The organism is Streptomyces griseocarneus, from assembly GCF_014655595.1.
Lineage (GTDB): Bacteria > Actinomycetota > Actinomycetes > Streptomycetales > Streptomycetaceae > Streptomyces > Streptomyces griseocarneus.
This window is the reverse complement of sequence record NZ_BNBL01000003.1, coordinates 580,159-605,737: the sequence shown is the minus strand read 5'-3', so window position 1 is coordinate 605,737 and position 25,579 is coordinate 580,159. Positions and strand designations below refer to the sequence as shown.

Here is a 25,579-nt window from a genome sequence, read left to right as displayed (position 1 = left end):
CCAGCGCCAGCGCCATCGCGATCATGATGCGCTGCCGCATGCCGCCCGAGAACTGGTGCGGATAGTCCCGCGCCCGTTCCTTGGCCGCCGGGATGCGCACCCGGTCCATCAGCTGCACGGCCCGCGCGCGGGCGTCCTTGCGGGTCATCCCCTGATGGACCTCGTACATCTCGCCGAGCTGCGCGCCCACCGTCATCACGGGGTTCAGCGACGACAGCGCGTCCTGGAAGATCATGGCGACCTTCGCGCCGCGCACCCGGCGGCGGTGCTCCTCGCCCATGGTGAGCAGGTCCTTGCCCCGGAAGAGCACCTCGCCGCCGGTGACGAAGCCGGGCGGCGTGTCGAGGATGCCCATGATGGCCTGCGCGGTCACGGACTTGCCGGAACCGGACTCGCCCAGCACGGCGAGGGTCTCGCCGGCGGCCACGGAGTAGCTGACGCCGTTGACGGCCTTGGCCACCCCGTCCCGGGTGCGGAATTCGACGTGCAGGTCGCGTACGTCCAGGAGTGTCGCCGGCTGCTCCATCTGTCGGGCTCCTCAGCGCAGCTTGGGGTCGAGGGCGTCGCGCACCGCGTCGCCGAGCATGATGAACGCGAGCACCGTGACGCTCAGCGCGCCCGCCGGCCACAGCAGCATGTGCGGGGCGTTGCGGATCTGGCTCGAGGCGTTGGAGATGTCGATCCCCCAGGAGACGGTGGGCGGCTTGAGCCCGACGCCCAGGAACGACAGCGTCGCCTCCAGCGCGATGTACGTACCGAGGGCGATGGTCGCCACGACGATCACCGGGGCCACCGCGTTGGGGGCGATGTGCCGCAGCAGCAGCCGGGTGTTGCCGGCGCCGAGCGCCCGCGCCGCCTGCACGTAGTCGTGCTGCCTGGCGCTGACGACCGAGCCGCGGGCGATGCGGGAGATCTGCGGCCACCCCAGCAGCACGATGAAGCCGACCACCGGCCAGACGGACCCGCCGGTGACCACCGACAGGAACACCAGCCCGCCCAGGATGATCGGGATGCCGAAGAAGACGTCGGCCAGCCGCGAGAGCAGCCCGTCCCACCAGCCGCCGGAGAAGCCCGCGAGCCCGCCCAGCACGCCGCCCAGCAGCGCGGCCCCGGCCGTGGCGCAGACGCCGACGGTGATCGAGGCCCGGGCCCCGTGGACCGTACGGGTGTAGACGTCGCAGCCCTGGGCGTCGAAGCCGAAGGGGTGGCCGGGCTGGGAGCCCTCCTGGGCCTTGGCCAGGTCGCAGCTGAGGGGGTTGCCGCTCGCGATCAGGGAGGGCCGGATCGCGATGACGACCAGGAAGACGATGACGAGCGCGGAGACGACGAAGACGGGGTTGCGGCACAGGTCGTGCCAGGCGTCGGACCACAGGCTGCGGGCCTTGCCGCTCCTCGTCCCGCCGGGGATCGGGCCCCCTTCGAGCGTTTGGGCGTCGCTGGTGGCGAGGGTCATCGCCCCGCCGCCCGCCGGCGTGATCGTTTCCTTGGGGTCGAGGGGATCGGGCTCAGGCATAGCGGATCCTCGGGTCGAGCACGGCGTAGAGGAGGTCGACGAGCAGGTTCGCCACCAGGAAGACGATGACCAGGACGGTCACGAAGCCGACGACGGTCGGCGAGTTCTGCCGCAGGATGCCCTGGTAGAGCTGGTAGCCGACGCCGTGGATGTTGAAGATCCGCTCGGTGACGATGGCCCCGCCCATCAGCGCCCCGATGTCGGTGCCGATGAAGGTGACGACCGGGATGAGGGAGTTGCGCAGCAGGTGCCGGGTGACGACGCGGTGCCGGGGCAGGCCCTTGGCGACGGCGGTGCGGAGGTAGTCGGCGCGGGAGTTCTCGGCGATGGACGTACGGGTCAGCCGGGTGACGTAGGCCAGCGAGGTCAGGGCCAGCACCACGCCCGGCAGGAGCAGCTCGTCGACGGGCGCGGCGGGGGACACGGACGGGGAGACCACCGCCCACTTCACGCCGAAGAGGTACTGCAGCACGTAGCCGGTGACGAAGGTCGGGATGGAGACGACGACCAGGGTGAGCAGCAGGACGGAGGTGTCCACGGAGCGGCCGCGGCGCAGCCCGCTGAGGAGGCCGAGGCCGATGCCGATGACGATCTCGAAGAGGATCGCCACGATCGTCAGGCGCAGCGTCACGGGGAAGGCGTCGGCCATCAGCTCGAGGACGTCCTGGCCGTTGAAGGCGGTGCCGAAGTTCCCGGTGAGGATCTGGCCCATGTAGTGCAGGTATTGCTTCCACAGCGGCGCGTCGAGGTAGAGGTCCTTGCGGATGCGCGCGGCGGTCGCCGGGTCGGGTGCCTTGTCGCCGAAGAGGGCGGCGACGGGGTCGCCCAGGGCGTAGACCATGAAGAAGATCAGGAAGGTGCTGCCGATGAACACGGGGATCATCTGGAGCAGCCGCCGGATCACATACCGTCCCATTGACGACCAGGGCCTTTCCGGTGCGTACGCGCGTGCCTGACGTGCCTGACAGGGCCTCACGGGGGCTACTTGACGGTGATCCGTTCGTAGACGGGCACGCTGAAGGGGTTGAGCTCGACGTCCGCGATGTTCTCGGAGTAGCCGGCGCTGCCGTTCTGGTACCAGAGCGGGATGGCCGGCATCTGCTCGGCGAGGATCTTCTCGGCCTCCTGGAACGTGGCGACCGCCTTCGCCGTGTCCGACTCGGCGTTGGCCTCGTCGACGAGCTTGTCGAACTGCGGGTCGCTGAACTTCCCGAAGTTCGACGAGGCGCCCGTGTAGTAGAGCGGCTGCAGGAAGTTCTGGACCAGCGGGTAGTCCATCTGCCAGCCCGAGCGGAACATGCTGGTCATGCGCTGGTCGGTGACTTGGTTGCGGAAGTCGGCGAAGGTGCCGACCGGGTTGACCGTGCACGCCTTGTCGTCGCCCAGCGCGTTGTTGATGCTGTTGCAGACGGCGTCCATCCACAGCCGGTGCGATCCGGTGTCGACGTTCGAGGTGATGGTGACCTTGCCGCCGGGCAGCCCGCCGCCCTCCTGGATCAGCCGCCTGGCCTCGCCCGGGTCGTACGTGCAGACGGCCCCGCACAGCCCGGCCTTGTAGCCGCCCTTCTCGCCGAGCACCGGCGACGTCCAGTCCGTGGCCGGGGTGCGGGTCCTGCGGTAGATCTGTTCGGTGATCTGATCGCGGTTGACGGCCATGGACAGGCCCCGCCGGACCTTCTCCATCCCGGCCTTGGACCAGGTCGGGTCGTACATGGGGAAGACGACGGTCTGGATGATCCCGGCGGGCTGGTTGATGTAGCGGTCGCCGAGGTCGGTCCTGACGTTCTTCAGCTGGGCGCTGGGAATGTCGTCGACGAGGTCGAGGTTCCCGGCCTGCAGGTCGGTGTAGGCGGTGTTGTTGTCGGTGTAGACCCGCAGCTCCACGCCGCTGTTGCGGGCCTTGTCCTCGCCGGGGTAGTCGTTCCACTTCGACAGCCGCATCTGCGAGCCCCTGGTGTACGAGTCGACCAGGTACGGCCCGTTGCCGACCGGCCGCTTCAGCCAGGCCGCGTGGTCGTCGAAGAACGCCCTGGGCAGCGGGGCGAAGGCGGCGTAGCCGAGGGTGTCCGGCCAGGTGGAGAACTTGGTGCGCAGCTTGACGGTGAAGGTGTGCTCGTCCTTCACGGCCAGGCCGGAGAGGGTCTTGGCGGTGGCGGAGCCGCTCGCCGGGTGGACCTTGCCGTAGCCGTCGATGTCCTGGAAGAAGGGGGCGTTCTTCTGCCTGTTGTCGGTCAGGGCCGCGTAGTTCCACGCGTCGACGAAGGACTTCGCGGTGACCTTCTCGCCGTTGCTGAAGGTCCAGCCGTCCTTGACGGTGATGGTGAAGTTCTGCTGGTCGGGGCTCTCGATCTTCTCGGCGAGCATGTTCTTGGCCTCGCCGGTCTTCGGGTCGTACTGCTTGAGCCCCCGGAAGATCATCGTGAGGACCTTGCCGCCCTGGACCTCGTTGGTGTTGGCGGGCTCGAGCGGGCTCTGCGGGTCGCCCCAGGAGGAGCGCACGGTGCCGTCCCCGGTGGCCGACCCCCCTCCACCGCACCCGGCGGCACACACCAGCGCGGCCCCGGCCGCCCCGACGGCCAGACCGGACCTGACCCGCGATCGGGTGCGGGCGCGCGTGCCTCCGCGCATGGGGTGCCCTCCTCGTGCCGTGGGTCTGACGTAGACCCAAATCACACCTTATGGGGTGATCTGAGGAAGGCTGCGCAGCGCGCGGAGGCCCATAAACCGCCCGTATGTATGAGTGGGCCGTCCGCGTGGGGGCGCACCGGGCGGCTTCCGAGGGGTGCCCATGGCCGGGTCATACGAATGGCCGACGCCGGTGGGTGCCGAAACCCCCTCTGGCATACTCATGCACACTGAAGCTTCTTCGTATCAGCCGTTCCACAGTGAGGACTTGGTGGTCACATGAGCTCGGACGAGACGTACGAGAAGCTGATCGCCCTGCTCGACGAGCACGGTGCCGCGTACCGGACGATCGATCACGAGGCCGAGGGCGCCACCGAGGCCGTGAGCCGGCTGCGCGGGCACGACCTGGAGCAGGCCGCCAAGTGCATCGTCATCATGGTGAAGTTGGGCAAGAAGACCAAGCGCCACGTGCTCGCCGTGGTGTCCGGCCACCAGCGCGTCGACCTCGCCGCGGTCAAGGGCCTGCTCGGCGGGACCTACGCGGGGTTCGCCTCGCAGGACGTCGCCGAGCAGCTCTCGGGCTGCGCGAGCGGAACGATCCTGCCGTTCTCCTTCGACCCCGAGCTGGAGCTCATCGTCGATCCGGCGCTGCTCGGGCACCCCGAGTTCTTCTTCAACGCCGCTCGCCTCGACCGCTCCCTCGCCCTCTCCACCGCCGACTACGTCAGCGTCGCGAAGCCGCGCGTCGAGGCCATCGCCGCGGGGTGACCCTCACTGCGTGGTCGGCGTGAGCGCCAGCGCCACCCCGAGGCCGACGAGAACCGAGCCGATCACCCTGTTCAGGACGACCTGGCTGCGCAGCATCTTCGCCCGCAGCCGGTCGTTCGAGAAGAAGAGCGCCGCCATCGCGAACCAGACCAGGTGGGCGAAGGACATGAACAGTCCGTAGCCGATCTGACGCCACAGCGGCGTGTCCTGGTGAATGACCTGGGTGAAGGTGCTGAGCACGAAGAGGGTCGTCTTCGGGTTGAGCGCATTCGTCAGGAAGCCGGTCCGCAGCGCCTGGGAGCGGGAGATCGCCGGGCCGTCGGAAAGGTCGATGTCCAGCTTCGTGCGCTGCGCGAACGTCTTCACGCCGACGTAGACGAGATATCCGGCGCCGACCAGTTTGATGACGGTGAACACGGACGGTGAATGGGCTATCAGCAGCCCCACGCCCAGAATCGTGTACGTCACGTGCACCAGCACGCCGAGCGAGATTCCCACGGCCGAGAAAAGCCCCGGAGCGCGCCCGTACAAATAACTGTTGCGGACGGTCATCGCGAAGTCCGCGCCGGGACTGATGACGGCCAGGACGGTGATGAGGGCGACGGCGAGAAGTTCGGCCATGATTCCTAATTCCGGCGGTTCGGGGCGGACGGCCCGGGGGCGGTCGGCGTGCGGCGGGGCCGCCCTCCAGGGGGCGGCCCCGCCGGTGGCTCAGGGCTTGTGACGGTAGGTGATCACCAGGACGTCCCGGACGGCGGGCTCACCGCTGTCCAGCTGCTCGATGGGGCTGACGCCGTGGAAGACACGCTCGTCGTTGACGATCGCCATGTCGAGCTCATCGGCCAGCAGGAACTTCTCGAGCGGATTCTTCTCGAGGTTGTAGATGGTGCTTTCGCCGTTGACCGTGTTGGAACGCTTCACCATCAGCATCATCACGAAGGTGACGCCGTCCCGGTGCACGCCTTCGGGGGTCGGCTTGCCGACCTCCTGGCCGGCCTCCACGCCCGAGACCTCGATGCGGAACTGGTGGGCCTCGATGTGCCAGGGGGAGTACGGCGCCAGCCGGCCGAAGAGGTCGCAGCCCAGGGTGAGCAGGCTGCTCATGGTGGCCCCGCGCAGCACCGAGTCCTCGAACGGCTCGTAGTGGCGCGCGATGCCGCCGTTCAGCGTGTTGTAGTCGACGGTCTGGTAGTGCGGCTGGTGCGGCTCGATCCGGTAGCGATTGTCGGCGCGGGGGGCGCTCAGCGTGGCGTGGCGCCGCCTGCGGTAGCGGCCTCCGTCGGCCATGTAGCCGTCCAACGGCATGTCGCCCCAGCTGTCCCGGAAGGTCTCCCAGTCCTGCAGGGCATTCGCGTCCCGGCGGCGCAGCAGTTCGCCGACGCTTTCGCCGGGTAGATAGAGGTAGCTCTTGCTCGAAACGCGCTCACATATTTCTTCGACGCCGGCGGAGTAGGACGGCTCGGATGCCGGGCGTCCGGCGGTCTGCGTGCTGAACATGGTGGAGAATCCGTCTCGTTGGCCCATGACAAGTACTTGTCAAAGCATGTGGTGTGTGCTCGAGGCCGTCAAGATCAGTCCTGAATTCAAACAAGCCAGAGATCGGAGGCGTGGCCGAAACCATTCGCCAGGGATAATCGTGCGTCAATCTTTCGTCGGGAAATGTGAAACATTCCTTGCGGGTGCCGCGGAGGGGTTTTATGTGCCTGCGGACGGGGAAGGCGCGGCGTCCTCCGGGAAGTGGCATGCCGACAGGTGCCCCTCCGCGCTGCCCTCCGCCCGTACCAGCGGGGGTTCCTCCGTCGCGCAGCGGTCGCGGGCCTTCCAGCAGCGGGTGCGGAAGCGGCAGCCGGCCGGGGGGTTGATGGGGGAGGGGACGTCCCCCGTCAGGCGGATGCGTTCGCGGGGGGTGCCGGGCCCGGCGGCGTCCGCCGGTTCCGGGACGGCCGACAGGAGGGCGTGGGTGTAGGGGTGGCGGGGGTGGTCGTAGATGTCCTCGCGGGTGCCGGTCTCCACGATCCGGCCCAGGTACATCACCGCCACCCGTTGCGAGAAGTGCCGGACCACCGCCAGGTCGTGGGCGATGAAGAGGAAGGCGATGCCGAGCTCGCGCTGCAGGCGCTGCAGGAGGTTGACGACCTGGGCCTGGATGGAGACGTCCAGGGCCGAGACCGGCTCGTCGGCCACGATGACCCTGGGCTCGAGGGCCAGGGCGCGGGCCACGCCGATGCGCTGGCGCTGGCCGCCGGAGAATTCGTGCGGGAAGCGGTTGTAGTGCTCGGGGCTGAGGCCGACGGTCTCGAGCAGCTCGCGGACGCGGGCCTCGCGGCCGCCGGCGGGGGTGATGCCGTTGATCTCCATGGGGCCGGAGATGATCGTGCCGACGGTGTGCCGGGGGTTCAGCGAGGAGTACGGGTCCTGGAAGATCATCTGGATCTGGGAGCGGATGGGGGCCAGCCGCTTGCGGCCGGCGTGGGTGATGTCCTCGCCCTGGTAGAGGACGCGCCCGGCGGTCGGCTCCAGCAGGCGGGTCAGCAGCCGGCCCGTCGTGGACTTGCCGCAGCCGGACTCGCCGACCAGGCCGAAGGTCTCGCCCGCCCGTACGGTCAGGTCGAGGCCGTCGACGGCCCGCACGGAGCCGACCCTCCGCTTGACGGGGAAGCCGCCCATGACGGGGAAGTGCTTGGTCAGGCCCTCGGCCACGAGGATGTCGTTCATCGGGTACGTCCCTTCCCGGCCCCGTCCGGCAGGTGGCAGGCCGCTCCCCGGCCCTCCGGCAGCTCCGGGCGCTCGGTGCGGCACCTGTCGCCCCCCACCCGCGCGACGTACGCGCAGCGCGGGTGGAACGGGCACCCCGGCGGCGGGTCCAGCAGGCTCGGCGGGCTGCCCGGAATCGGGGTGAGCGGCTCGTCGACGGGGGAGGTCAGGCGGGCCATCGAGCCCAGCAGGCCCCAGGTGTAGGGGTGCCGGGGGGAGCGCAGGACCTCCCGGGCCGTGCCGCGCTCGACGGCCCGGCCCGCGTACATCACCAGGACGTCGTCGGCGGTGCCGGCCACGACCCCCAGGTCGTGGGTGATCAGCACGATCGCCGAACCCGTCTGCTGCTGGAGGTCCTTGAGCAGGTCGAGGATCTGGGCCTGCACCGTCACGTCCAGCGCGGTCGTCGGCTCGTCGGCGATCAGCAGCTCGGGGTCGCAGACCAGCGCCATGGCGATCATCGCGCGCTGGCGCATGCCGCCGGAGAACTGGTGCGGGTAGTCGTCCACCCGCAGCGCCGCGTTGGGGATGCCGACCTTCTCCAGCATCTCGACCGCCCGCAGCCGGGCCTCGCGCCGCGAGGCGCCGGTGTGCTTGCGGAAGGGCTCGGCGATCTGGCGGCCGACGGTGTAGTAGGGCGAGAGCGCGGTGAGGGAGTCCTGGAAGATCATCGCCATCCTGTTGCCGCGCAGCTTCTCGAGCACGGACTCGGGGGCCGTGGTCAGGTCCTGACCGTCGAGGAGGATCCGGCCCTCGATCTCCGTCGTGCGCCGGTCGTGCAGCCCGAGCACGCTGAGGTTGGTGACGGACTTGCCGGAGCCGGACTCGCCGACGATGCCCAGCGTCCGCCCGCGCTCCACGTCGAAGGACAGGCCGTCGACGGCCCTCACGACGCCGTCCTCGGTGGCGAAGCGTACGGACAGGTCCCGTACGGAGAGGAAAGCTGTCACAGTCGTCGTCTCCTGACGTTCAGGCGAGCCGTACGCGCGGGTCGATGAGGGCGTACGCGGCGTCGACGACGATGTTGGCGAGGACGATCGCCGTGCAGCCGACGAGCATCACGGCCATCAGCATCGGCAGGTCCGTCCCCGTCACCGAGGAGACGGCCAGCCGCCCCAGCCCGTGCAGGCTGAAGGTGAACTCGGTGATGATCGCCCCGCTGAAGAGCGAGCCGAGGTCGATGCCGAAGATGGTCACGATGGGCGCCAGCGCGCCCCGCCAGGCGTAGCGGAAGAAGACCGCGGACCGCCCGAGCCCCTTGGCCCGGGCGGTGCGCACATGGTCCTCGGAGAGCTGCTCGATCATCAGGGAGCGGGTCATGCGGCTGTAGCTCGCGATGAAGATGACGGAGAGCACCAGCCAGGGGATGAGCATGCCGGTGAACCACTTCACCGGGTCCTCGGTGATCGGGTAGTAGGCGGGGTTGTCCATCCAGTGCAGCCCGCTGACCAGGACGGCCAGGGCGACGACGCCCACGAAGTAGATCTGCAGGGCGTTGCCGAGCAGCGCGAGCGAGCTGAAGAGCTTGTCGATCCAGGTGCCCCGGAAGGCGGCGGCCAGCATGCCGACGCCGACCCCGACGACGAGGAAGACCGTCGCCCCGCCCAGGGCGATGGACAGCGTCGTCGGGAAGCGGTCGACGATGGTGTCCCACACCGGCTGCTGGTTGGCGAAGGAGTAGCCGAAGCAGGGCGCCGGGCAGTGGCCCGCGGAGAAGTCGCGGCCGGTGAAGATGCCCGCCATGTAGTGCCAGTACTGCACGGGTACGGGCCGGTCGAGGCCGAGGTTCTTGTTGATGACCGCGAGGGAGTCCGCCGTGCAGTTCTTGCCGCAGGACATCAGCGCGGGCTCGGAGGGCAGCGCGAAGAAGAGGAAGAACGTGATCGCGCTGATCAGCAGGATGATGACGAGGGCGCCGAGGGTGCGGCGGGCGAGGAATCTCAGCATGGCTCTTCCGGTGGCCAGGTGCTACTTCACGTACACGCCGGTCGGGTCCACGCTGCCGTAGACCGGGTGGTACTTGATCCCGCCGAGGCCCGAGCCCCACAGCGAGAACTGCCGGTTGTAGAAGACGGGCACGCCCGGCACGTCGTCGGTCAGGATGCGGTCGGCGAGCTTCTGCCACTCGGGGGCGGCCCGCTTGACGTCGGGGATCGCGGTGATGCGGTCGATGTCGGCGTTGACCTCGGGGTTGTCGAGGTGACCGTAGTTCTGGGCGCCGTCGGCGATCTGCCGGCCGTCGTAGAGCGGCGGGACGACGGTCGAGGAGACCGGCCAGTCCGCGCCCCAGGAGGTGCGGTAGATGTCGAACTTGTTCTTCACGTCCGCGATCGCCGTCCGCCAGGTGTTGGAGTCGACCTCCTTCTTCTGGACCTTGAAGCCCGCGCGCTCCAGGGCCTGGGTCACCACGACCGAGACCTTCTGCTGGACGTCGGTGTTGGCGTAGGCGTAGACGATCTCCTGGCCGAGCTTTCCGGCCTCCTTCAGCAGCTCCTTGGCCTTCTCCGGGTCGCCGGCGGGCTTGGCCTTCTTGCCGAACGGGTCGGAGGGGCGGTAGCCGTCCATGGCGGGGGAGAGGAAGTTGGTGGCGATCACGCCGGCGGTCGCCCCGCCGTTCTGCTGCAGGATCTGCCCGTTGGGCATGGCGAGGGCGAGGGCCTTGCGGACCCTGACGTCCTTGAGGCGGTCGGTGTTGAAGCTGATGTAGTCGACGTAGGGCTGCACCTCGAGCAGCCGGCGCGCCTTGGTGTCGGGCTGGTTCAGGACCTTCTCGGTCATCTCGGGGGCCACGGCGTTGCTGAACGACAGGGTGTTCTTGTCGGAGCCCTGGTCGGCGAGGAAGCGGCGGGTGGAGTCGGCGTACTGGTGGCCGAAACTGATGTCGAACTTGTCGGCGTACTGATGCCGGATGGGGTCGGTCTTCGCGTCCCAGTGCTCGTTGCGCACGAGCGTCAGCGATTTGCCGACCTTGTAGTCGCCGACCTTGTACGGGCCCGAGGAGAAGGGGGCGTTGTCGTACTTCTGCTTGGTGTCCTTCTCGGCCTTGACGGGCGCGACGTTCGGCATCGCCGTCGCGAAGGGCGCGTCGGCGTGCGGCTGCCGGAAGTGGAAGACGATCGTCTTGTCGTCCGGGGTGTCCAGGACGGACGGGGGCAGGTGCTTGCCGTCGTACGGGCCGTCCGGCAGCGCCTTGCGGAAGTCGTTGCCGTCGCCGGAGAGCCACTGCGGGATGTAGAGCGGGCCGTCGGACTGGTACGAGGCGTAGAGGCGCTCGATGCCCCACCGGACGTCCTTGGCGGTGATGGGCGAGCCGTCCTCGAACTTCAGTCCGTCCTTGAGCGTGAACGTCCAGGTCTTCCCGCCGTCCGAGGCCGTGCCGGCGTCGGTGGCGAGGTCGCCGACGACCTTGACCCTGCCCTTGTCGTCGATCTTGTACGAGGTCAGGGTGCGGTTGTAGAGCAGCTGGTTGGTCAGGACGTCGATGTAGTAGATCTGCCCCGGGTCGAGGTGGTTGAAGGCGTCGCGCTGGAGGACCCCGACCGTGCCGCCCTTCTTGGCGCCCGGTACCTCGGGGGCGGGGCCGGTGGAGTCGGCCTTGGTGCCGATGGAGTAGTTCGCGGACGTCGTCTTGTCCTCGCCGGGCCCCTGGCTCTTGCCGCCGTCCCCGCCACCCCCTCCGCCGCTGCTGCACGCGGAGAGCACGACCGCTCCCGCGGCCAGGGCCACGGTGGTGAGACGGGCTCTGTCCTTGCGGAACCTCGACGTGGGGCTCATGGTCGGTGCACCTGCCTGTCGGTCGTCAGCGGCCAGTCAAAGCTTCGGTGTCGTTCCGGGCACGTGCCGGCGTCGCCGGCGTCAGCGTTTCGTCCTGGGGTCGAAGGCGTCCCGGACCGAGTCCCCGAGCAGGTTGAAGGCGACCACGAAAATGATCATTGCGAGCCCGGGGAAGAAGATGTAGGTGATGTCGCTTTCGTAGTACGCGGCGCCGGCGGCGAACATCCGGCCCCAGTCCGGGGTGGGCTCGATGATCCCCACGCCGATGAAGGACAGCCCCGCCTCCGCCGTCACCAGCGTGGGCAGCATCAGGGTCGACTGGACCAGGATCGGCGTCCAGAGGTTGGGCAGCAGCTCCTTGGTGATGATCCGCCAAGGGGAGGCGCCGGTCACCCTGGCCGCCTCGACGAACTCCCGCTCCCGCAGGCTCAGCACCTGCCCGCGCAGCAGCCGGGCCAGCCCCATCCAGCCCAGTGCCCACAGCACCAGGATCAGGGTGATCACGCGCAGATAGGTCGGGGTCTGCTTCTCGGGGCTGACGAAGAGCGAGTAGACGACCGGGGTGAAGGCGATGAACGACAGCTGTGCGGGGAACGCCAGCAGCAGGTCGATGAAGCGGCCGAGGAAGTAATCGGTCCGCCCGCCCAGATAGCCGGCCGTCACCCCGACGAGGACGCCCGTCAGCACGCACAGCACCGTGGCGGCGGCGGCGATCAGCAGGGAGGTGCGGATGCCGTAGACGAGCTGGGTCAGCACGTCCCGGCCCATCGTCGGCTCGAGGCCGAACCAGAAGCGGCCGGAGATGCCGCCGTTGGGCGCGACCGGATAGCCGAACTCGTTGAGCAGGCCCCCCTCGTCCAGCCCGTAGGTGGCCGTGGGGCTCTTGCCGTAGGCAGCCGAGATCAGGGGCGCGGCGAGCGCGACGAGGAAGAAGAAGGCGACGACGTACGCCGAGACGACCCCCGCGCGGTCGCGCTTGAAGCGCCGCCACATCAGCTGTCCGGGCGACCGGCCCACGAGCTCTCGGGGCTGGGTCTGGGAAGGAATCGGCATCGCGTGGATCCCCCGCACTGTCGTCTCGTCGGCCCTGCGCTGATGAAAGCGAACGCGGTTGGGTTGAGCGGACTTTCGCAATGGATGAACAGTGCAGTCAAGGGGGCTGCGATGGACTGCGGGGCCTTTCCCGGCTTCTTGAGCGAAGGTTGTGCAGATCGAGGTCACGGCGTGCTTGACAGTGCGGTCAAGCGCGCCGCCCCGAAGCCACTCCATGGGGGACGGTGCGAAAGCCTGCCGGATCGCACCGTCCCCACCGGACTCAGACGCCCAAGGAGCGCTTGAGGAAGTCCACTTGAAGCAGCAACAGGTTCTCGGCGACCTGCTCCTGCGGGGTCATGTGCGTCACCCCGGACAGCGGCAGTACCTCGTGCGGGCGGCCCCCAGCGAGCAGCGCCGAGGACAGGCGCAGGGTGTGGGCGGCGACCACGTTGTCGTCCGCGAGGCCGTGGACGATCATCAGCGGACGGGTTTGATCCGCCGGCGACGACAGACCGTCGTCGGTGACGAGGGAGTTGCGGGCGTACACCTCCGGACGCTCCTGGGGCAGCCCCAGATAGCGCTCGGTGTAGTGGGTGTCGTACAGCCGCCAGTCGGTGACGGGGGCGCCGGCGACGGCCGCGTGGAAGACGTCGGGGCGGCGCAGTACGGCCAGGGCCGCGAGGTAGCCGCCGTAGGACCAGCCGCGGATGCCCACCCGGCCGAGGTCGAGGGGGTAGTGGCCGGCCAGCGCGTGCAGCGCCTCGGCCTGGTCCTCGAGGGTGGCGCCGGCGAAGTCCTCGTGGATCGCCTTCTCCCACGTGGGCGAGGTGTGCGGGGTGCCCCGGCCGTCGGCGACGACCACGGCGAAGCCCTGGTCGGCGAACCACTGCGAGGTGAGGTGGGCGTTGTGCGCGGCCACCACGCGCTGCCCGTGCGGGCCGCCGTAGGGGTCCATGAGCACCGGCAGCGGGCCGTCGCCCTCCCGGTGGCCGGAGGGCAGCAGGACGGCGCACGGGATGCCGCGTTCGCCCGCCCGGGTGAGCCGCGGCCGGGCGGTCAGCACGGGCCGCTCGGCGTACGAGACGACGGTGGCGGCCTGCTCGCCGTCGCGCAGCACCCGTACGGTGGCGCCGGGACCGTCGAGGGACGACGACGCCAGCACGGTCACCGCGCCCGAACGCACGGCCGAGTGCCAGCCCGGCTCCCGCGAAACCCGCTCCGCCCCTCGCTCGTTGACGCGGTAGACGTGCCCCTCGCCGGTCTCGGGCTCACCGGCCTCCGGGCCGGCCGACGCGGCGATCAGCACGTCCTCCGGGCCGATGTCCAGCACGGCCCGTACGTGCAGCCGGGCGTCGGTCAGCGTCCGCTCGCCGACGGCCAGCACGCGGGCGCCGGCCTCGTCGGCGATCCGGACGAGCCTCCCGTCGGGCGTCCACGCGGGCACGCCGGCGAAAAGTTCCAGCCACTTCGGATCCTCGTCCGTGTGCAGGACACGCGTCGCGCCCGTCGCGGTGTCCACCGCGAGGTACGCCTGGGCGCGCTGGTCGCGGCTCTGGACGAGCAGCAGCGGCGGGCCGCCGGCGGACCAGTGGACCCGGGCGAGGTAGGGGTGGAGCTCCCGGTCCCACACGATGTCCGTGCGCGAGCCGTCCAGGCCCAGCAGGGACAGGGACACCTCGGCGTTGGGCGTGCCGGCCGCGGGGTAGGCCACCTCGGCGGGCGCGCTGCCCGGGTTGGCCGGGTCGGCGATCCACCAGCGGCGCACGGGCGCGTCGTCCACGCGGGCGGCCAGCAGGGCGTCGCTGTCGGGCGACCACCAGAAGCCGCGCGAGCGGTCCATCTCCTCGGCGGCGATGAACTCCGCCAGGCCCCACGTCGTGGTGGCGCCCTCCGGCTCGGCCAGGGCCCGGTCGCCGCCGCCGTCGGCGGCCGCGACACGCAGGGCGCCACCGGCGACGTAGGCCACTTGGCGGCCGTCCGGCGAGGGCCTCGGGTCGGCCACCGGCCCCGGCGTCTTGAGCTCGCGGGCCGTGCCGCCGCGCAGCTCGGCGACGTACAACCGCCCCGAGAGCGCGAAGGCCGCCAACTCCACGGCGCCGTCCACCGCGTATCCCACGACGCCCGCCGAGCCCTCGCGGCTGCGCTCGCGACGCGCCCGCTCCTCGGCCGACAACTCCTCCTCGGCCCCGCCCAGCAGGGCTTTCGGGTCGGCGGCCGGGTACTCCCGGCCCTCGTCGAGGTCCAGCACCCACAGCACGTTCGCCCGATCGGTGCCCGAACGGGAGCGCAGGAAGACGACACGCGAGCCGTCCGGCGACACGCTGAACGCGCGCGGCGCGCCGAGGGAGAAACGTTGGGTACGGGCGTGCTGACGGGGAAACGAGAGCTGTCCGGTCATGCGTGGGAGCCTAGAGGCCCTATCACCGGGTTCACCCAAGACGGCGAGAACTCGCCGTGCGCCCCGTGTTTGCTCCCGTGCACCGAGTCATGCGCACGCACGGAAAGTTATGATCGCTCGCGCATAGTGGATATGACTCCCCTGGCGTCGTATGCCACCCGGGCATTCGTATGCCGTCCGTCCGACCGCGCGTACCTGGAGGTGAGCCGCTGTGGCACTTTCGATTTCGGCGGTGGTGCTGCTGGCGATCATCGTCTTCCTGTTGGTCCGGAAGTCCGGGCTGAAGGCAGGCCACGCCGTCATCTGCGTGCTGCTGGGCTTCTACCTCGCCAGCTCGTCCATCGCCCCGACGCTGAACCAGCTGACCACCAGCGTCACGGGAATGATCAGCAACATCAAGTTCTGAAACGGTCCGCGCGCGAGCGCGGACGTCTTCACGCGTACGGGCGCCTTTGGTGTGCGCGGGGTGCGGCCCGACGGGTGGCGCCCCGGCGGCCCCGTGCGGCTCGTAGGCTGGAGCCATGACCGACCTTCCCGGCCGCCGGCTGCTCCTGGTGCACGCGCACCCGGACGACGAATCGATCAACAACGGCGCGACCATGGCCAAGTACGCCGCCGAGGGTGCCCATGTCACGCTCGTGACCTGCACGCTCGGCGAGGAGGGCGAGGTGATTCCGCCCGGACTGGCGCATCTCGCCGCGGACCGGGACAACACCCTCGGCGCCCACCGCATGGGCGAACTCGCCGCCGCGATGAAGGAACTGGGCGTCACCGACCACCGCTTCCTCGGCGGCCCCGGGTGCTACCGCGACTCCGGAATGATGGGCGCCCCGCAGAACGCCGTGCCCACCTCCTTCTGGCAGGCGGACCTGGACGAGGCCGCCGCGTCGCTCGTAGAGGTGATCCGCGAGGTGCGCCCGCAGGTGCTCGTCACCTATGACCCCGACGGCGGTTACGGCCACCCCGACCACATCAAGGCGCACCGCGTCGCCATGCGCGCGGCGGACCTCGCCGCCGAACCGGCCTTCCGCCGGGACCTGGGCGATCCGTACGACATCGCGAAGATCTACTGGAATTGCGTGCCGATGTCCGTTGTGGAGGCGGGCTTCGCCCGGCTGCGCGAGGCGGGCCGGGAGGGCGACCTCTTCCCCGGCGTCGCCTCGCCGCAGGACGTCCCCGGAGTCGTGCCCGACGACGAGGTGACGGCCGCGGTCGACACCGCCGCCTACGCGCCCCGCAAGGCGGCCGCGATGCGTGCCCATGCCACGCAGATCGCCGTGGACGGCCCCTTCTTCGCGCTCTCCAACGACTTGGGGCAGCCGCTCTTCCCCACCGAGTACTACAAACTCGTCAGAGGCCGGGCCGGCGCCGCCGGGCGGGAGGACGACCTCTTCGCGGGAGTGGACGCGTGAACGACGGCCTGATGAGACTCCCCAGCGTCGGACGTCTGTTCGCCTACCTGGGGCTGGCGCTGCTCGGCCTGGTGGTCGGGGCGGGCGGGGCGCTCGTGCAAGGGGGCTGGTTCCCCGCCGGGTTGCTGCTGGCGCTGCTCGGCGTCGCCGGGCTGTGCTACGGCGGCGCGACGGCCATGCGCAGCAGGGCCGGCGGGGCCGTGCCGGGCGTCGGATGGCTGGCCGCGGTGCTGTTCCTGGCCGCCAACCGGCCGGAGGGCGACTTCGTCTTCGGCGCCGGGCTGGGCTCGTACGTCTTCCTGCTGGGCGGGATGATCGTCGCTGTGATGTGCGCCACGGTCCCGAAATTGCCGCAACCGGACCGGCCTCCGGCCCGACTTGGCAAGTGACGTGGCGATTTTTACCCGACCGCCACCCGACCGGTCGGGGGACCGAACCAGCGGTCGTCCGTGACGAGCCCGTGGTGGCCAGTATGGTTGTGCGCGCCGCCGAGCCTCCCCTGGCCTCCGGCGATGGGCGACCCAAAGCGAGGTCAACGAGGGCGGCAAAGAGTAACCGGGAGAACCTGCTTTGAGCCGTGCATCTGACAGTTCGTCCTCCGGGCCCCAGGGGCGCGGTGGCGCCGCCTACCCGTCGGGCACCCCTCCGTACGGGACCGGTCCCGACGCGGATCCGGCCATGGGGGCCGCGGCCGCCGGCGCCCAGCCCGGTGAGCCGAAGACCGAAACCACGCTGACGACGCGGATCCGCATCAACATCCCCGGCTCGCGCCCCATTCCGCCGGTCGTCATGCGGACGCCCCTGGGCGACGAGGCCCCGGCGGCCGAGGCGGCCCCCGCGGAGGCCCCGGCCCCGCCGGCGCCCGCGAGCGAGCGCAAGGAGGGCCTGCCCACGCGGCCCAAGCGCTCCAAGAACGCGCCCACCGCAGCTGCCGCCGCGGCCGCCGCCTCCGACGCGGGCGCGGGAGCCAGCGACTGGTTCGCGCCCCGCAAGGGCGGCGGTGCGCCGCCGCCGGCAGCCGCCACACGTCGTCAGCAGGCCCCGGCCGGTGCCGGCAAGCAGCCGCCGCTGCCGCGCCGTGGTGGCGGCCAGCGCCCGCCCGCCGGCGGTGGCGCCGGTGCCGGTGCCGGTATGGGCGGTAACGCCGGTACGGGCGGCGGCGTCTGGCAGGACGCGCCCCCGGCCGACCAGCTTCCGCAGCCCCCCGCTCCGCCCGTCTCCGGCGGCGCTCCCGCCGGTGGCGGCGCGTGGCCGAACGACCCCTCGACGACCGCCGCGATGCCGCAGCCGCCGCTCCCCGGCGGAGGCGCGATGCAGGGCGGCGCGCCCCTGAACGGTGGCGCCCCTGCGCCGGGCGGCGCCCCGGCGGGCGGCGTCGACGACTGGCCGGGTGCCTCCGGCACGCCGGGCAACGCCTGGCCGAACGACCCGTCGACCACGGGTGCCATGCCGCAGCCCCCGCTGCCCGGCGACCCGTCGACCACGGGCGCCACGCCCTGGCCGAACGACCCCTCCACCACCGCTGCCACCCCGTGGCCGAACGACCCCTCGACGACGGCCTCGATGCCGCAGCCGCCCGCCCCGGGCGGCGCCGCGGCGCCCGTCGACGACTGGCCGGTCACTCCGTCCGCGGGCGGCGGCCAGGCCCCCGCGGCCGCCAAGCGCCGCCGCGGCGGCGACGACTGGCCGGGCGGCGCCGCCGCTCCGGGCGGTGACGCGGCGCAGGCGAACGCCCGGGCCGCGGCCGCCCAGCAGTTCCCCCCGCCCACCATCGGCGGCATGCCCGCCGGCGGCGCGGCCTTCGCGCCCGGCCGTACGGACACTCCGCGCGAGGGCATCCCCGCCGTCCAGGCCGGCGGTCAGCAGGCTCAGGGCGGCGGTCAGCAGGCCCAGGGCGGCGGCCAGCCCGGCGCCAAGGGCAAGAAGAAGCGCGGCCCCAAGGCGCCCGCGCCCGCCGCTTCGCCCCAGGCGTCCGGCGAGACGCTGGTCAGCGGCGTACCGCCGGTGCCCCCGGCGGCCGGCCAGGTGCCCAGGCCGGGTGCGGACAGCGGCGCGCCGCGCGTGCCCGTGCCCAAGCCGAAGCCGGGCCCGGCGGTTCCCAAGCCCCCGGCCGCGGCCACGGCTCCCAAGCCCGCGGCCAAGGGCGGCAAGGGTGCGAAGAGCGCGCCCAAGAAGAAGGGCCGCAACAAGCTGGTGCTCCTGGGCGGCGGGCTCGTCGCCCTGGTCGGCGTCGCGTACGCGGCCGGGCTGCTGCTCGACCACGCGGACGTGCCCAACGGCACCACCGTGCTCGGCGTCGACATCGGCGGCAAGTCCAAGGAAGCGGCCGTCCAGAAGCTCGACTCCGCCCTCGGCAACCGGGCGACCGCCCCGCTGAAGGTCTCCATCGGCGGCAAGACGGCCGACCTCAAGCCGTCCGTGGCGGGTCTGTCCATCGACACCCAGGCCACGGTGCGCGCGGCGGCGGTGAAGGACTACAACCCCGTCACCGTCCTCAGCTCGCTCGTCGGCGGCACGCGGACGGCCGAGCCGACCGTGACCGTGGACGAGGAGAAGGTCGCCGCCGCCCTCAAGACGCTGGCCGGCGAGAGCGGCGGGGCCAAGGAGGGGACGATCAAGTTCCAGCCGGGCAAGGCGGTGGCCGTGTACGGGCAGCCGTACGAGGGCATCGACGTGAACGGCTCGGTCACGACGATCTCCAAGGCCTACCGCGACCGCGCGGCCACCGGCCAGGACAAGACGGTCACGCTGGCCACCTCCGCGCAGCAGCCGAAGGTGTCCAAGGCCGAGGTCGACCGGAAGATGAAGGAGTTCGCCGAGCCGGCGATGTCCGGCCTGGTCACGGTCCAGACCGACCCGGCGCACAAGATCCAGTTCGGTCCCGACCGTTCGCTGCCGAAGATCCTCTCCGTCAAGGAGGTCAACGGCCAGCTCGTGGAGAACTACGACCTGGACGCGCTCAAGGAGCTGTACGGGGCCGCCTTCAACGGCGTGCTCATCCAGCGCGGCGGCGGCGAGAAGAAGCCGGTCATGCCGCAGGACGTCGCCAACGCCCTCAACAAGGCGCTGCGCGGCAAGACGCCGGCCGAGCGGGTCGGAGTCATCCCGCTGAGCTGAGCCGAGCTGAGCCGGGCCCGGCCCGGCTGACGGCGTGAGCCCCCGTGTCCTCGTGACACGGGGGCTCACGCATGCCGGCCCACCCATGACATCTGTCATCGCGGGCTCACGACGGCTGACACTGCCGCCCGTGCCGCGCGGCCGCGATGATTTCCACCATGACCACAACCGCTACCGCGATCACGGGGGACGGGCGGCATCGGACCGGCGCACCCGTGGTCAGCTTCGAGAACGTCAGCAAGAGCTACGGCACCGTGCGGGCCGTCTCCGACCTGAGCCTGGATCTGTACCCCGGCGAGACCGTCGCCCTGCTCGGCCCGAACGGCGCGGGCAAGTCCTCCACCCTCGACCTGCTGCTGGGCCTGCGCAATGCCGACGCGGGCCGCGTCGAGGTCTTCGGCACGACGCCGCAGCAGGCCATCGAGCAGGGCAAGGTCGGCGCGATGCTGCAGTCCGGCGGGCTGATGGAGGACGTGAAGGTCCGCGAGCTGGTGAAGCTCGCCTGCGACCTGCACCGCAACGCCTACCCGCTCGAGCGCGTCATGGAGCAGGCGGGCATCACCGAGATCGCCGACCGCATGGTCAACAAGCTCTCCGGCGGCCAGGAACAGCGGGTGCGGTTCGCCATGGCCACGGCGGGCGCCAACGAGCTGATCGTGCTCGACGAGCCGACGACCGGCATGGACGTCTCGGCCCGCCAGGCGTTCTGGGGCGTGATGCGGCAGCAGGCGAACGAGGGCCGCGCGGTCCTGTTCGCCACGCACTACCTGGAGGAGGCCGACGCGATCGCGGACCGCGTGATCGTGCTGCACCGCGGCCGGGTGCTCGCGGACGGCTCCGCCGCCGAGATCAAGGCCAAGGCCGGCGCCCGCCGCATCGTCTTCGACCTCGAGGGGCACATCGGCGAGGCCGCCCTGCGCGAGCTGCCGTTCCTGGCCTCCCTGGAGATCTCCGGCCGCACGGTCCGCATCCAGTCCCACGACGCCGACGCCACCGTGCACGCCCTGTACGGGCTCGGCCTCTACCCCCGCAACCTCGAGGTCGCGGGCCTGGGCCTGGAGCAGGCCTTCATCGCCATCACCGACGCCGCGGCCGCCGAGGAGGCGGTTTCCCGATGAACACCCTGATCAAGCTGGAAATCACGCGCACCCTGCGCAACAAGAAGTTCATGTTCTTCTCGGTGATCTATCCGGCGGCCCTCTACCTGATGATCGCGGGCGGCGCGAGCACCACGGAGAAGGTCGAGGGCACGAACCTCACCCTCCCCCTGCTCATGATGGTGTCGATGGCCTCCTTCGGCGCGATCACCGCCGTCCTCGTCGGCAACAGCGAGAAGATAGCCAAGGAGCGGGAGAAGGGCTGGGTGCGCCAGCTGCGCCTCACCTCGCTGCCCGGGCGCGGCTACGTCACCGCGAAGGTCGCCTCGGCCGCCGTGGTCTCGCTCCCCTCGATCCTGGTCGTCTTCGCCGTCGCCGCGGCGGTCAAGGACGTGCGCTTCGACGCCGCCTGGCAGTGGTTCGCGCTCACGGCCGTCATCTGGGCCGGCAGCATCGTCTTCGCCGCGCTGGGCGTGGCCGTGGGCTACCTGGCCACGGGCGACGCCGTGCGCCCCATCACGTTCATCATCTACTTCGGCCTGTCGATGCTGGGCGGCCTGTGGATGCCGACGGCCGTCTTCCCGCAGTGGCTGCAGGACATAGCCGAGTGGGTGCCCACCCACGCCTACGCCGCGCTCGGCCAGGCCATCGAGCAGGGCGGCGCGCCGCACCTGAAGGACGTGGCCATCATGGTCGCCTACCTCGCCCTGTTCGGCGGCGCGGCCGCGTGGCTGTACCGCAAGGACACCCACAAGGCGTGACGCCGTGTCATGGCCGCTGCCGGGTCCGGGGCAGACTACGAGGGTGAACGAACACGGGGACCAGCCGGTGATGCGCGGCTTCATCCAGGTCGGCAGGGCGCCGGAGGACTGGCGCCAGATGATCGCCAAGGGCTGCTGGACCTTCCTGTACATGTCCTACCTCTACTACGCGGTGGAGGACCTGACCGAGGACCGGCACACGGCCGTGGTGACGGCCGTGGGGTGGGTCGCGCTGGTCTCCTTCGTCCTCGGCTACCTCTTCCTGGTCCTCGGACCGCGCCCCGAGCACCTCGTCCCCTGGCGGAACCGCCTGCTGGGCGGGCTGTACGCGCTGGCGGTGACGCTGACGCTGACCCTCGGGCCGCCGTGGACGGTGCTCCTGGTCTACGTCTCCATCTCCAGCGGCGTCCAGCTGCCGCTGAAGTGGGGGCTGCGGGTCGTCCCGGCCATCGCGCTGACGGTGGCCGCGCTCGGCGTGCTGAACGGGTTCGGCACGGCCGAGATGCTGCTGCTCGTCCTGCCCACGCTGCTGGGCGGCGGGGCGATGATGGCCGTCGTCCAGATGGGCCGCACGATGCGGGAGCTGCGCGAGGCCCGGGCCACGGTGGCCCACCTCGCGGCGAACGAGGAGCGGCTGCGGCTGGCCAGGGACCTGCACGACCTGCTGGGGCACTCCCTCTCGCTCATCACGCTCAAGAGCGAGCTGGCCGGGCGGATGCTGCCGGACAAGCCCGAGGCGGCGGCCCAGCAGGTCGCCGACATCGAGCGGGTGAGCCGGCAGGCGCTGGTGGACGTCCGGGAGGCGGTGAGCGGCTTCCGCCGCCCCACGCTGGACGCCGAGCTGGCCGGTGCGCGCACCGCCCTGACCGCCGCCGGCATCGCCGCCGACCTGACCCGCGTCACCTCCGGCCACGCCGACCTCCCGCCGGACGAGGAGGGGGCGCTGGCGTGGGCGCTGCGGGAGGCGGTGACCAACGTGGTGCGGCACAGCGGCGCCCGGCGCTGCGAGATCGCGGTCGAGGAGTCGGGGGACGAGCTGTGCCTGACCGTCACCGACGACGGCCGGGGCGCCGGGGGCGCCCACGGCAACGGCCTGACCGGCCTCACCGAGCGCCTCGGCCTGGCCGACGGCCGGCTGGAGACCGGACCCGGGCCGCGCGGCGGGTTCCGCCTGCGGGCGTACGTACCGCTCTCGCGACGGGTGGCGGCGTGACCTCTACGCTGTCGCTGTGACCTCAGCTCCGCCGCCCGCAAACGCCGCCGTTCGTGTTCTCCTCGCCGAGGACCAGTCCATGGTCAGGGAGGCGCTGGCCGCGCTCCTCGGGCTGGAGGGCGACATCGAGGTCGTCACCCAGGTGGCCCGGGGCGACGAGGTCCTGGACGCCGCCCGCGCCACTCCCGTCGACGTGGCGCTGCTCGACATCGAGATGCCGGGGATGACCGGGCTCGACGCGGCGGCCCTGCTGCGGCGGGAGCTGCCGGGGCTCAAGGTCGTGATCCTGACGACCTTCGGCCGGCCCGGATATTTGCGCCGGGCCATGGAGTCCGGCGCGGACGCGTTCCTGGTCAAGGACGCCCCCGCGGCCCAGCTGGCCGACGCGGTGCGCCGCGTGCTGCGCGGCGAGCGCGTCATCGACCCCACGCTCGCCGCCGCCGCGCTCGCCGAGGGCGCCAACCCCCTCACCGACCGCGAGCGCGCGGTCCTCGCGGCCTCCGCCGACGGCTCCACCAACGCCGAGCTGGCCGCCTCGCTGCACCTCTCGCACGGCACCGTGCGCAACTACCTCTCCACGGCGATCCAGAAGACGGGCGCCCGCAACCGCGCGGAGGCCGTACGGATCGCGCGGGACAAGGGCTGGCTCTGAGCCTGCCGGGCCCGGCAGGCCCTCAGTTGAGCATGGCCCGCGCGGCGAGCGCCTGGTGGCGGACGGACTCGGCCACCGCCGGCTCCAGGGGGGCGATCACCGCCGCGTACTCCTCCAGCTCGCGGGCGCCGCGGACGAAGTCGCCGCGCTCGACGAGGAGCTCGGCGCGTTCGTAGCGCAGCCGGGCCGGGTGGGAGGGCAGCAGCAGGGACAGCTCGACGGCCCACAGCTGGACGTCGCTGCGCTCGGGGCGGGCGGCGGCCCAGGCGCGGATGTTGTTCAGGACGCGCAGGACGATCTCCAGGGGCTCGGCCGGGGAGAACATCGACGGCGCCAGCGGAGCGCCCGTCGCGCCCGCGACGAGCAGGCCCGCCTCCTCCTCGGACAGCGTCCGGCCGCCGTCGAAGGGGTCGGCCAGGACGTGCCGGCCGGCGGGGTCGCCGAAGCCGACGACGAAGTGGCCCGGCAGCGCGACCCCGTACACGGGCGCGCCGGCCCGCCGGGCCACCTCCATCCACACCACCGACAGCAGGATCGGCAGGCCGCGCCGCCGCTTGAGGACCTCGGGGAGCAGCGAGGACTCCAGCCGCCGGTAGTCGGCCGGTGAGCCGTGGAAGCCGCAGCGCTCGCCGAGCAGCCCGGCCAGGGCCTCCGCCCAGTGCCGCGGCTCGGCCTGCCGGCCCAGCGCGGGCAGCAGCCCGGCCAGCCGGTCCAGCTCGATCTGGGCCGCGTCGATGTCCGGCTCGGGCAGTCCCGCCCCGGCCTCCGCGGCGACCAGCAGGCACAGCAGCGCGAGGTCGGGCCGGTCGTCCCGGGCCGCCTGGGCGAAGTCCCGTCGCCGTCCGGTGGTGTCGTCGTACATGGGTGCCTCGTACCCGCTCGGGGCGATGGCGCAGCCACCGCCGGTCTCCATGGTGCGACGGTGCCGCTAGTGCGGCGGCCGGCGCAGCGGCTCGCGACGGTAGTGGTAGCCGTGGTGGGTGGTGAAGCCGAGCTCGTCGTAGAGGGCGGCGGCCGAGTCGTTGTCCGTCTCCACCTGCAGATACGCCGCCGAGGCGCCCTCGCCGAGGGCCTGCTCGGCCAGCCGGGCCATCACGAGCGTGCCCAGTCCCTCCCGCCGCCGGGCGGGGCTGACGTCCAGGGCCGAGAAGCCCGCCCAGCGGCCGTCGACCACGCAGCGCGCTATGGCCGCGGGCCGCTCCTCGCCCGCCTCGCCGGGTATGGTCGCGAACCACACCGACGGCCCGCCCGTCAGGACCCCCCACGCGTCCGCGGGCGCCTCGCCCGTACGCCGGTAGACGGCGAGCCAGGCGTCGTCGGGCTCGCGGGTCAACCGCACCCGCCCCGTATCGGCACCCGTATCGGCGATCGGGGCCAGCGCGGCGGTACGCATCAGGGCGTGCCGTTCGGCGGCCCAGCCGCGCCGCTCCAGCTCGGCGTCCAGCAGCGCGTCCCGGGCCGGGTCACCCGTCGTGACCTGCACACACGCGCTCAGCCCGCGCTCGGCGTACCAGGCACTCACCCGGTCCAGCGCCGTCGGCAGCGGCATCCCGGGGTCGCCCAGCGGCAGGACCGAGTTGGCCCGGGCGGTGAACCCGCCCGCCGCGCGCAGCGTCCAGTCGCCGAGCCGCTCGCTCTCGCGCGCCGGCCAGCCGCGGGAGGCGGTCTCCTGGAGCTCACGGAGCGTGGCGGCGGGGCCGCGCCGCCGGGCCGGCGCCATCGGCACGACCTTGCCGGCGACCAGCGAGGACTCCGCGACCTCGACGGTTTCGCCGTTCCGGCGTGTGATCCGCAGCACACCTCCCGCCCAGGAGTCGAGCATGCCGACGGCGTCGGTGAAGCGCTCCGGCGACGTGCCGGGGGCGTTCAAGTGCCGTACGGAGACGCGCTTGCCCACATCCGCGGCGGTGATCCGGACTTCCAGCCTTCCGCCCGTGGTGAATTCCACAGCTCTGCCAGCCCCTCTTGTTCGTCATGTGCCCGGGGAGGGAGATACTAGGTGTGGGCATCGACGACGCCGCGCTCCCGCGCGAAATGAGCCCTACCGAGGAGGAACGACAGCGTGACCTACGTCATCGCGCAGCCTTGTGTCGACGTGAAGGACAAGGCGTGCATCGAGGAGTGCCCCGTCGACTGCATCTACGAGGGCTCCCGGTCCTTGTACATCCACCCGGACGAATGCGTCGACTGCGGTGCCTGTGAGCCGGTCTGCCCGGTCGAGGCCATCTTCTACGAGGACGACACTCCCGAGGAGTGGAAGGACTACTACAAGGCGAACGTCGAGTTCTTCGACGAGCTCGGTTCGCCCGGTGGTGCCTCGAAGCTGGGCCTGATCGAGCGCGACCACCCCTTCATCGCCGCGCTGCCGCCCCAGTCCGAAGACTGAGCGGCACCGCCGCGGCCCCGTACGGCCCTGTGCCGTACGGGGCCGCGGCGTTTCCCCCACGCACCACGCACCAC

General features: G+C 71.4%; 24 protein-coding genes. 10 read left to right on the top strand and 14 right to left on the bottom strand.

Features of this window, described 5'->3' with window-relative positions:
• From IE295_RS11455 to IE295_RS11440, 4 genes are all read right to left on the bottom strand, one after another.
• Positions 1 to 526, bottom strand: a 526-nt coding sequence (locus IE295_RS11455; protein ID WP_190063438.1) for an ABC transporter ATP-binding protein, incomplete at its 3' end; no start/stop codon positions are given.
• 12 nt (positions 527 to 538) lie between these two features.
• Positions 539 to 1,513 (bottom strand): ABC transporter permease, encoded by a 975-nt coding sequence (locus IE295_RS11450; protein WP_190063437.1) that lies wholly within the window; start codon positions 1,511 to 1,513, stop codon positions 539 to 541.
• A complete protein-coding gene (locus IE295_RS11445; protein ID WP_190063436.1) occupies positions 1,506 to 2,429 on the bottom strand; it encodes an ABC transporter permease in 924 nt (307 codons plus the stop codon). Before IE295_RS11445 ends, IE295_RS11450 begins: the two co-directional genes overlap by 8 nt.
• A 65-nt stretch (positions 2,430 to 2,494) precedes the next feature.
• Positions 2,495 to 4,141: a peptide ABC transporter substrate-binding protein gene (locus tag IE295_RS11440; protein ID WP_190063435.1), complete on the bottom strand. Its 1,647-nt coding sequence runs from the start codon at positions 4,139 to 4,141 to the stop codon at positions 2,495 to 2,497.
• Between the two features lie 276 nt (positions 4,142 to 4,417).
• On the opposite strand from IE295_RS11440, the gene IE295_RS11435 reads away from it, so the two are divergent.
• A complete protein-coding gene (locus IE295_RS11435) occupies positions 4,418 to 4,906 on the top strand; it encodes a YbaK/EbsC family protein (protein WP_190063434.1) in 489 nt (162 codons plus the stop codon).
• Positions 4,907 to 4,909: 3 nt separating this feature from the next.
• Here the strand turns inward: IE295_RS11435 and IE295_RS11430 are convergent, their stop codons facing one another.
• The 8 genes from IE295_RS11430 to IE295_RS11395 form a co-directional block, all read right to left on the bottom strand.
• Positions 4,910 to 5,527: a LysE family translocator gene (locus IE295_RS11430; protein ID WP_190063433.1), complete on the bottom strand. Its 618-nt coding sequence runs from the start codon at positions 5,525 to 5,527 to the stop codon at positions 4,910 to 4,912.
• 90 nt (positions 5,528 to 5,617) lie between these two features.
• Entirely contained in the window at positions 5,618 to 6,403 is a 786-nt protein-coding gene (locus IE295_RS11425; protein ID WP_190063432.1) for a 2OG-Fe dioxygenase family protein, read from the bottom strand.
• Between the two features lie 198 nt (positions 6,404 to 6,601).
• On the bottom strand, positions 6,602 to 7,621 hold the full coding sequence (locus IE295_RS11420; RefSeq protein ID WP_190063431.1) for an ABC transporter ATP-binding protein: 1,020 nt from the start codon (positions 7,619 to 7,621) through the stop codon (positions 6,602 to 6,604).
• The gene (locus IE295_RS11415) at positions 7,618 to 8,610 is read right to left on the bottom strand and encodes an ABC transporter ATP-binding protein (RefSeq protein WP_190063430.1); all 993 of its coding nucleotides are present in this window, start codon (positions 8,608 to 8,610) and stop codon (positions 7,618 to 7,620) included. The genes IE295_RS11420 and IE295_RS11415 overlap by 4 nt, the downstream gene beginning before the upstream one ends.
• A 19-nt stretch (positions 8,611 to 8,629) precedes the next feature.
• On the bottom strand, positions 8,630 to 9,607 hold the full coding sequence (locus tag IE295_RS11410) for an ABC transporter permease (protein ID WP_190063429.1): 978 nt from the start codon (positions 9,605 to 9,607) through the stop codon (positions 8,630 to 8,632).
• Positions 9,608 to 9,628: 21 nt separating this feature from the next.
• A complete protein-coding gene (locus IE295_RS11405; RefSeq protein ID WP_190063428.1) occupies positions 9,629 to 11,434 on the bottom strand; it encodes an ABC transporter substrate-binding protein in 1,806 nt (601 codons plus the stop codon).
• An 81-nt stretch (positions 11,435 to 11,515) separates the two neighbouring features.
• Positions 11,516 to 12,487, bottom strand: coding sequence for an ABC transporter permease (locus tag IE295_RS11400; RefSeq protein ID WP_190063427.1), 972 nt, complete (start codon positions 12,485 to 12,487; stop codon positions 11,516 to 11,518).
• A gap of 262 nt (positions 12,488 to 12,749) precedes the next feature.
• Complete coding sequence (locus IE295_RS11395; protein ID WP_190063426.1) at positions 12,750 to 14,867, bottom strand: S9 family peptidase; 2,118 nt, start codon at positions 14,865 to 14,867, stop codon at positions 12,750 to 12,752.
• Positions 14,868 to 15,078: 211 nt separating this feature from the next.
• Here IE295_RS11395 and IE295_RS11390 point away from each other — a divergent pair, with 211 nt between their 5' ends.
• The 8 genes from IE295_RS11390 to IE295_RS11355 all read left to right on the top strand — a co-directional run bounded on the left by IE295_RS11390 (position 15,079) and on the right by IE295_RS11355 (position 23,119).
• Positions 15,079 to 15,273, top strand: coding sequence for a hypothetical protein (locus IE295_RS11390; RefSeq protein ID WP_190063425.1), 195 nt, complete (start codon positions 15,079 to 15,081; stop codon positions 15,271 to 15,273).
• A 115-nt stretch (positions 15,274 to 15,388) separates the two neighbouring features.
• A complete protein-coding gene (gene mshB / locus IE295_RS11385) occupies positions 15,389 to 16,279 on the top strand; it encodes an N-acetyl-1-D-myo-inositol-2-amino-2-deoxy-alpha-D-glucopyranoside deacetylase (protein ID WP_190063424.1) in 891 nt (296 codons plus the stop codon).
• Positions 16,280 to 16,290: 11 nt separating this feature from the next.
• Complete coding sequence (locus tag IE295_RS11380) at positions 16,291 to 16,668, top strand: DUF6113 family protein (RefSeq protein WP_190063423.1); 378 nt, start codon at positions 16,291 to 16,293, stop codon at positions 16,666 to 16,668.
• Between the two features lie 289 nt (positions 16,669 to 16,957).
• Positions 16,958 to 19,396 (top strand): hypothetical protein, encoded by a 2,439-nt coding sequence (locus IE295_RS11375; protein WP_190063422.1) that lies wholly within the window; start codon positions 16,958 to 16,960, stop codon positions 19,394 to 19,396.
• Positions 19,397 to 19,554: 158 nt separating this feature from the next.
• Positions 19,555 to 20,514 carry an ABC transporter ATP-binding protein gene (locus tag IE295_RS11370; RefSeq protein ID WP_190063421.1) on the top strand — a complete coding sequence of 320 codons (960 nt, stop codon included), beginning with the start codon at positions 19,555 to 19,557 and terminating at the stop codon, positions 20,512 to 20,514.
• Positions 20,511 to 21,254, top strand: coding sequence for an ABC transporter permease (locus IE295_RS11365; RefSeq protein WP_190063420.1), 744 nt, complete (start codon positions 20,511 to 20,513; stop codon positions 21,252 to 21,254). Before IE295_RS11370 ends, IE295_RS11365 begins: the two co-directional genes overlap by 4 nt.
• Before the next feature lie 43 nt (positions 21,255 to 21,297).
• Positions 21,298 to 22,467, top strand: a complete 1,170-nt coding sequence (locus IE295_RS11360; RefSeq protein WP_224323035.1) for a sensor histidine kinase — start codon at positions 21,298 to 21,300, stop codon at positions 22,465 to 22,467.
• Positions 22,468 to 22,483: 16 nt separating this feature from the next.
• On the top strand, positions 22,484 to 23,119 hold the full coding sequence (locus IE295_RS11355) for a response regulator transcription factor (RefSeq protein WP_224323036.1): 636 nt from the start codon (positions 22,484 to 22,486) through the stop codon (positions 23,117 to 23,119).
• 22 nt (positions 23,120 to 23,141) lie between these two features.
• Here IE295_RS11355 and IE295_RS11350 read toward each other — a convergent pair whose 3' ends face one another.
• Both IE295_RS11350 and IE295_RS11345 read right to left on the bottom strand, forming a co-directional pair.
• On the bottom strand, positions 23,142 to 23,981 hold the full coding sequence (locus tag IE295_RS11350; RefSeq protein WP_190063495.1) for a transglutaminase family protein: 840 nt from the start codon (positions 23,979 to 23,981) through the stop codon (positions 23,142 to 23,144).
• A gap of 66 nt (positions 23,982 to 24,047) precedes the next feature.
• The gene (locus IE295_RS11345; protein ID WP_190063419.1) at positions 24,048 to 25,067 is read right to left on the bottom strand and encodes a GNAT family N-acetyltransferase; all 1,020 of its coding nucleotides are present in this window, start codon (positions 25,065 to 25,067) and stop codon (positions 24,048 to 24,050) included.
• A gap of 114 nt (positions 25,068 to 25,181) precedes the next feature.
• Between IE295_RS11345 and fdxA the strand changes: the two genes are divergently transcribed.
• Positions 25,182 to 25,505 carry a ferredoxin gene (gene fdxA, locus IE295_RS11340; protein WP_190063418.1) on the top strand — a complete coding sequence of 108 codons (324 nt, stop codon included), beginning with the start codon at positions 25,182 to 25,184 and terminating at the stop codon, positions 25,503 to 25,505.
• Positions 25,506 to 25,579: the final 74 nt, after the last annotated feature.

What these genes read in the sequence shown, in the direction of transcription:
- IE295_RS11395 (WP_190063426.1), bottom strand. Translation starts at nt 14,867, where the DNA reads ATGACCGGACAGCTCTCGTTTCCCCGTCAGCACGCCCGTACCCAACGT.
- IE295_RS11445 (WP_190063436.1), bottom strand. Translation starts at nt 2,429, where the DNA reads ATGGGACGGTATGTGATCCGGCGGCTGCTCCAGATGATCCCCGTGTTC.
- IE295_RS11370 (WP_190063421.1), top strand. Translation starts at nt 19,555, where the DNA reads ATGACCACAACCGCTACCGCGATCACGGGGGACGGGCGGCATCGGACC.
- IE295_RS11365 (WP_190063420.1), top strand. Translation starts at nt 20,511, where the DNA reads ATGAACACCCTGATCAAGCTGGAAATCACGCGCACCCTGCGCAACAAG.
- IE295_RS11350 (WP_190063495.1), bottom strand. Translation starts at nt 23,981, where the DNA reads ATGTACGACGACACCACCGGACGGCGACGGGACTTCGCCCAGGCGGCC.
- IE295_RS11440 (WP_190063435.1), bottom strand. Translation starts at nt 4,141, where the DNA reads ATGCGCGGAGGCACGCGCGCCCGCACCCGATCGCGGGTCAGGTCCGGT.
- IE295_RS11405 (WP_190063428.1), bottom strand. Translation starts at nt 11,434, where the DNA reads ATGAGCCCCACGTCGAGGTTCCGCAAGGACAGAGCCCGTCTCACCACC.
- IE295_RS11450 (WP_190063437.1), bottom strand. Translation starts at nt 1,513, where the DNA reads ATGCCTGAGCCCGATCCCCTCGACCCCAAGGAAACGATCACGCCGGCG.
- IE295_RS11435 (WP_190063434.1), top strand. Translation starts at nt 4,418, where the DNA reads ATGAGCTCGGACGAGACGTACGAGAAGCTGATCGCCCTGCTCGACGAG.
- IE295_RS11420 (WP_190063431.1), bottom strand. Translation starts at nt 7,621, where the DNA reads ATGAACGACATCCTCGTGGCCGAGGGCCTGACCAAGCACTTCCCCGTC.
- IE295_RS11375 (WP_190063422.1), top strand. Translation starts at nt 16,958, where the DNA reads ATGGGGGCCGCGGCCGCCGGCGCCCAGCCCGGTGAGCCGAAGACCGAA.
- mshB (WP_190063424.1), top strand. Translation starts at nt 15,389, where the DNA reads ATGACCGACCTTCCCGGCCGCCGGCTGCTCCTGGTGCACGCGCACCCG.
- IE295_RS11430 (WP_190063433.1), bottom strand. Translation starts at nt 5,527, where the DNA reads ATGGCCGAACTTCTCGCCGTCGCCCTCATCACCGTCCTGGCCGTCATC.
- IE295_RS11380 (WP_190063423.1), top strand. Translation starts at nt 16,291, where the DNA reads ATGAGACTCCCCAGCGTCGGACGTCTGTTCGCCTACCTGGGGCTGGCG.
- IE295_RS11410 (WP_190063429.1), bottom strand. Translation starts at nt 9,607, where the DNA reads ATGCTGAGATTCCTCGCCCGCCGCACCCTCGGCGCCCTCGTCATCATC.
- IE295_RS11400 (WP_190063427.1), bottom strand. Translation starts at nt 12,487, where the DNA reads ATGCCGATTCCTTCCCAGACCCAGCCCCGAGAGCTCGTGGGCCGGTCG.
- IE295_RS11425 (WP_190063432.1), bottom strand. Translation starts at nt 6,403, where the DNA reads ATGTTCAGCACGCAGACCGCCGGACGCCCGGCATCCGAGCCGTCCTAC.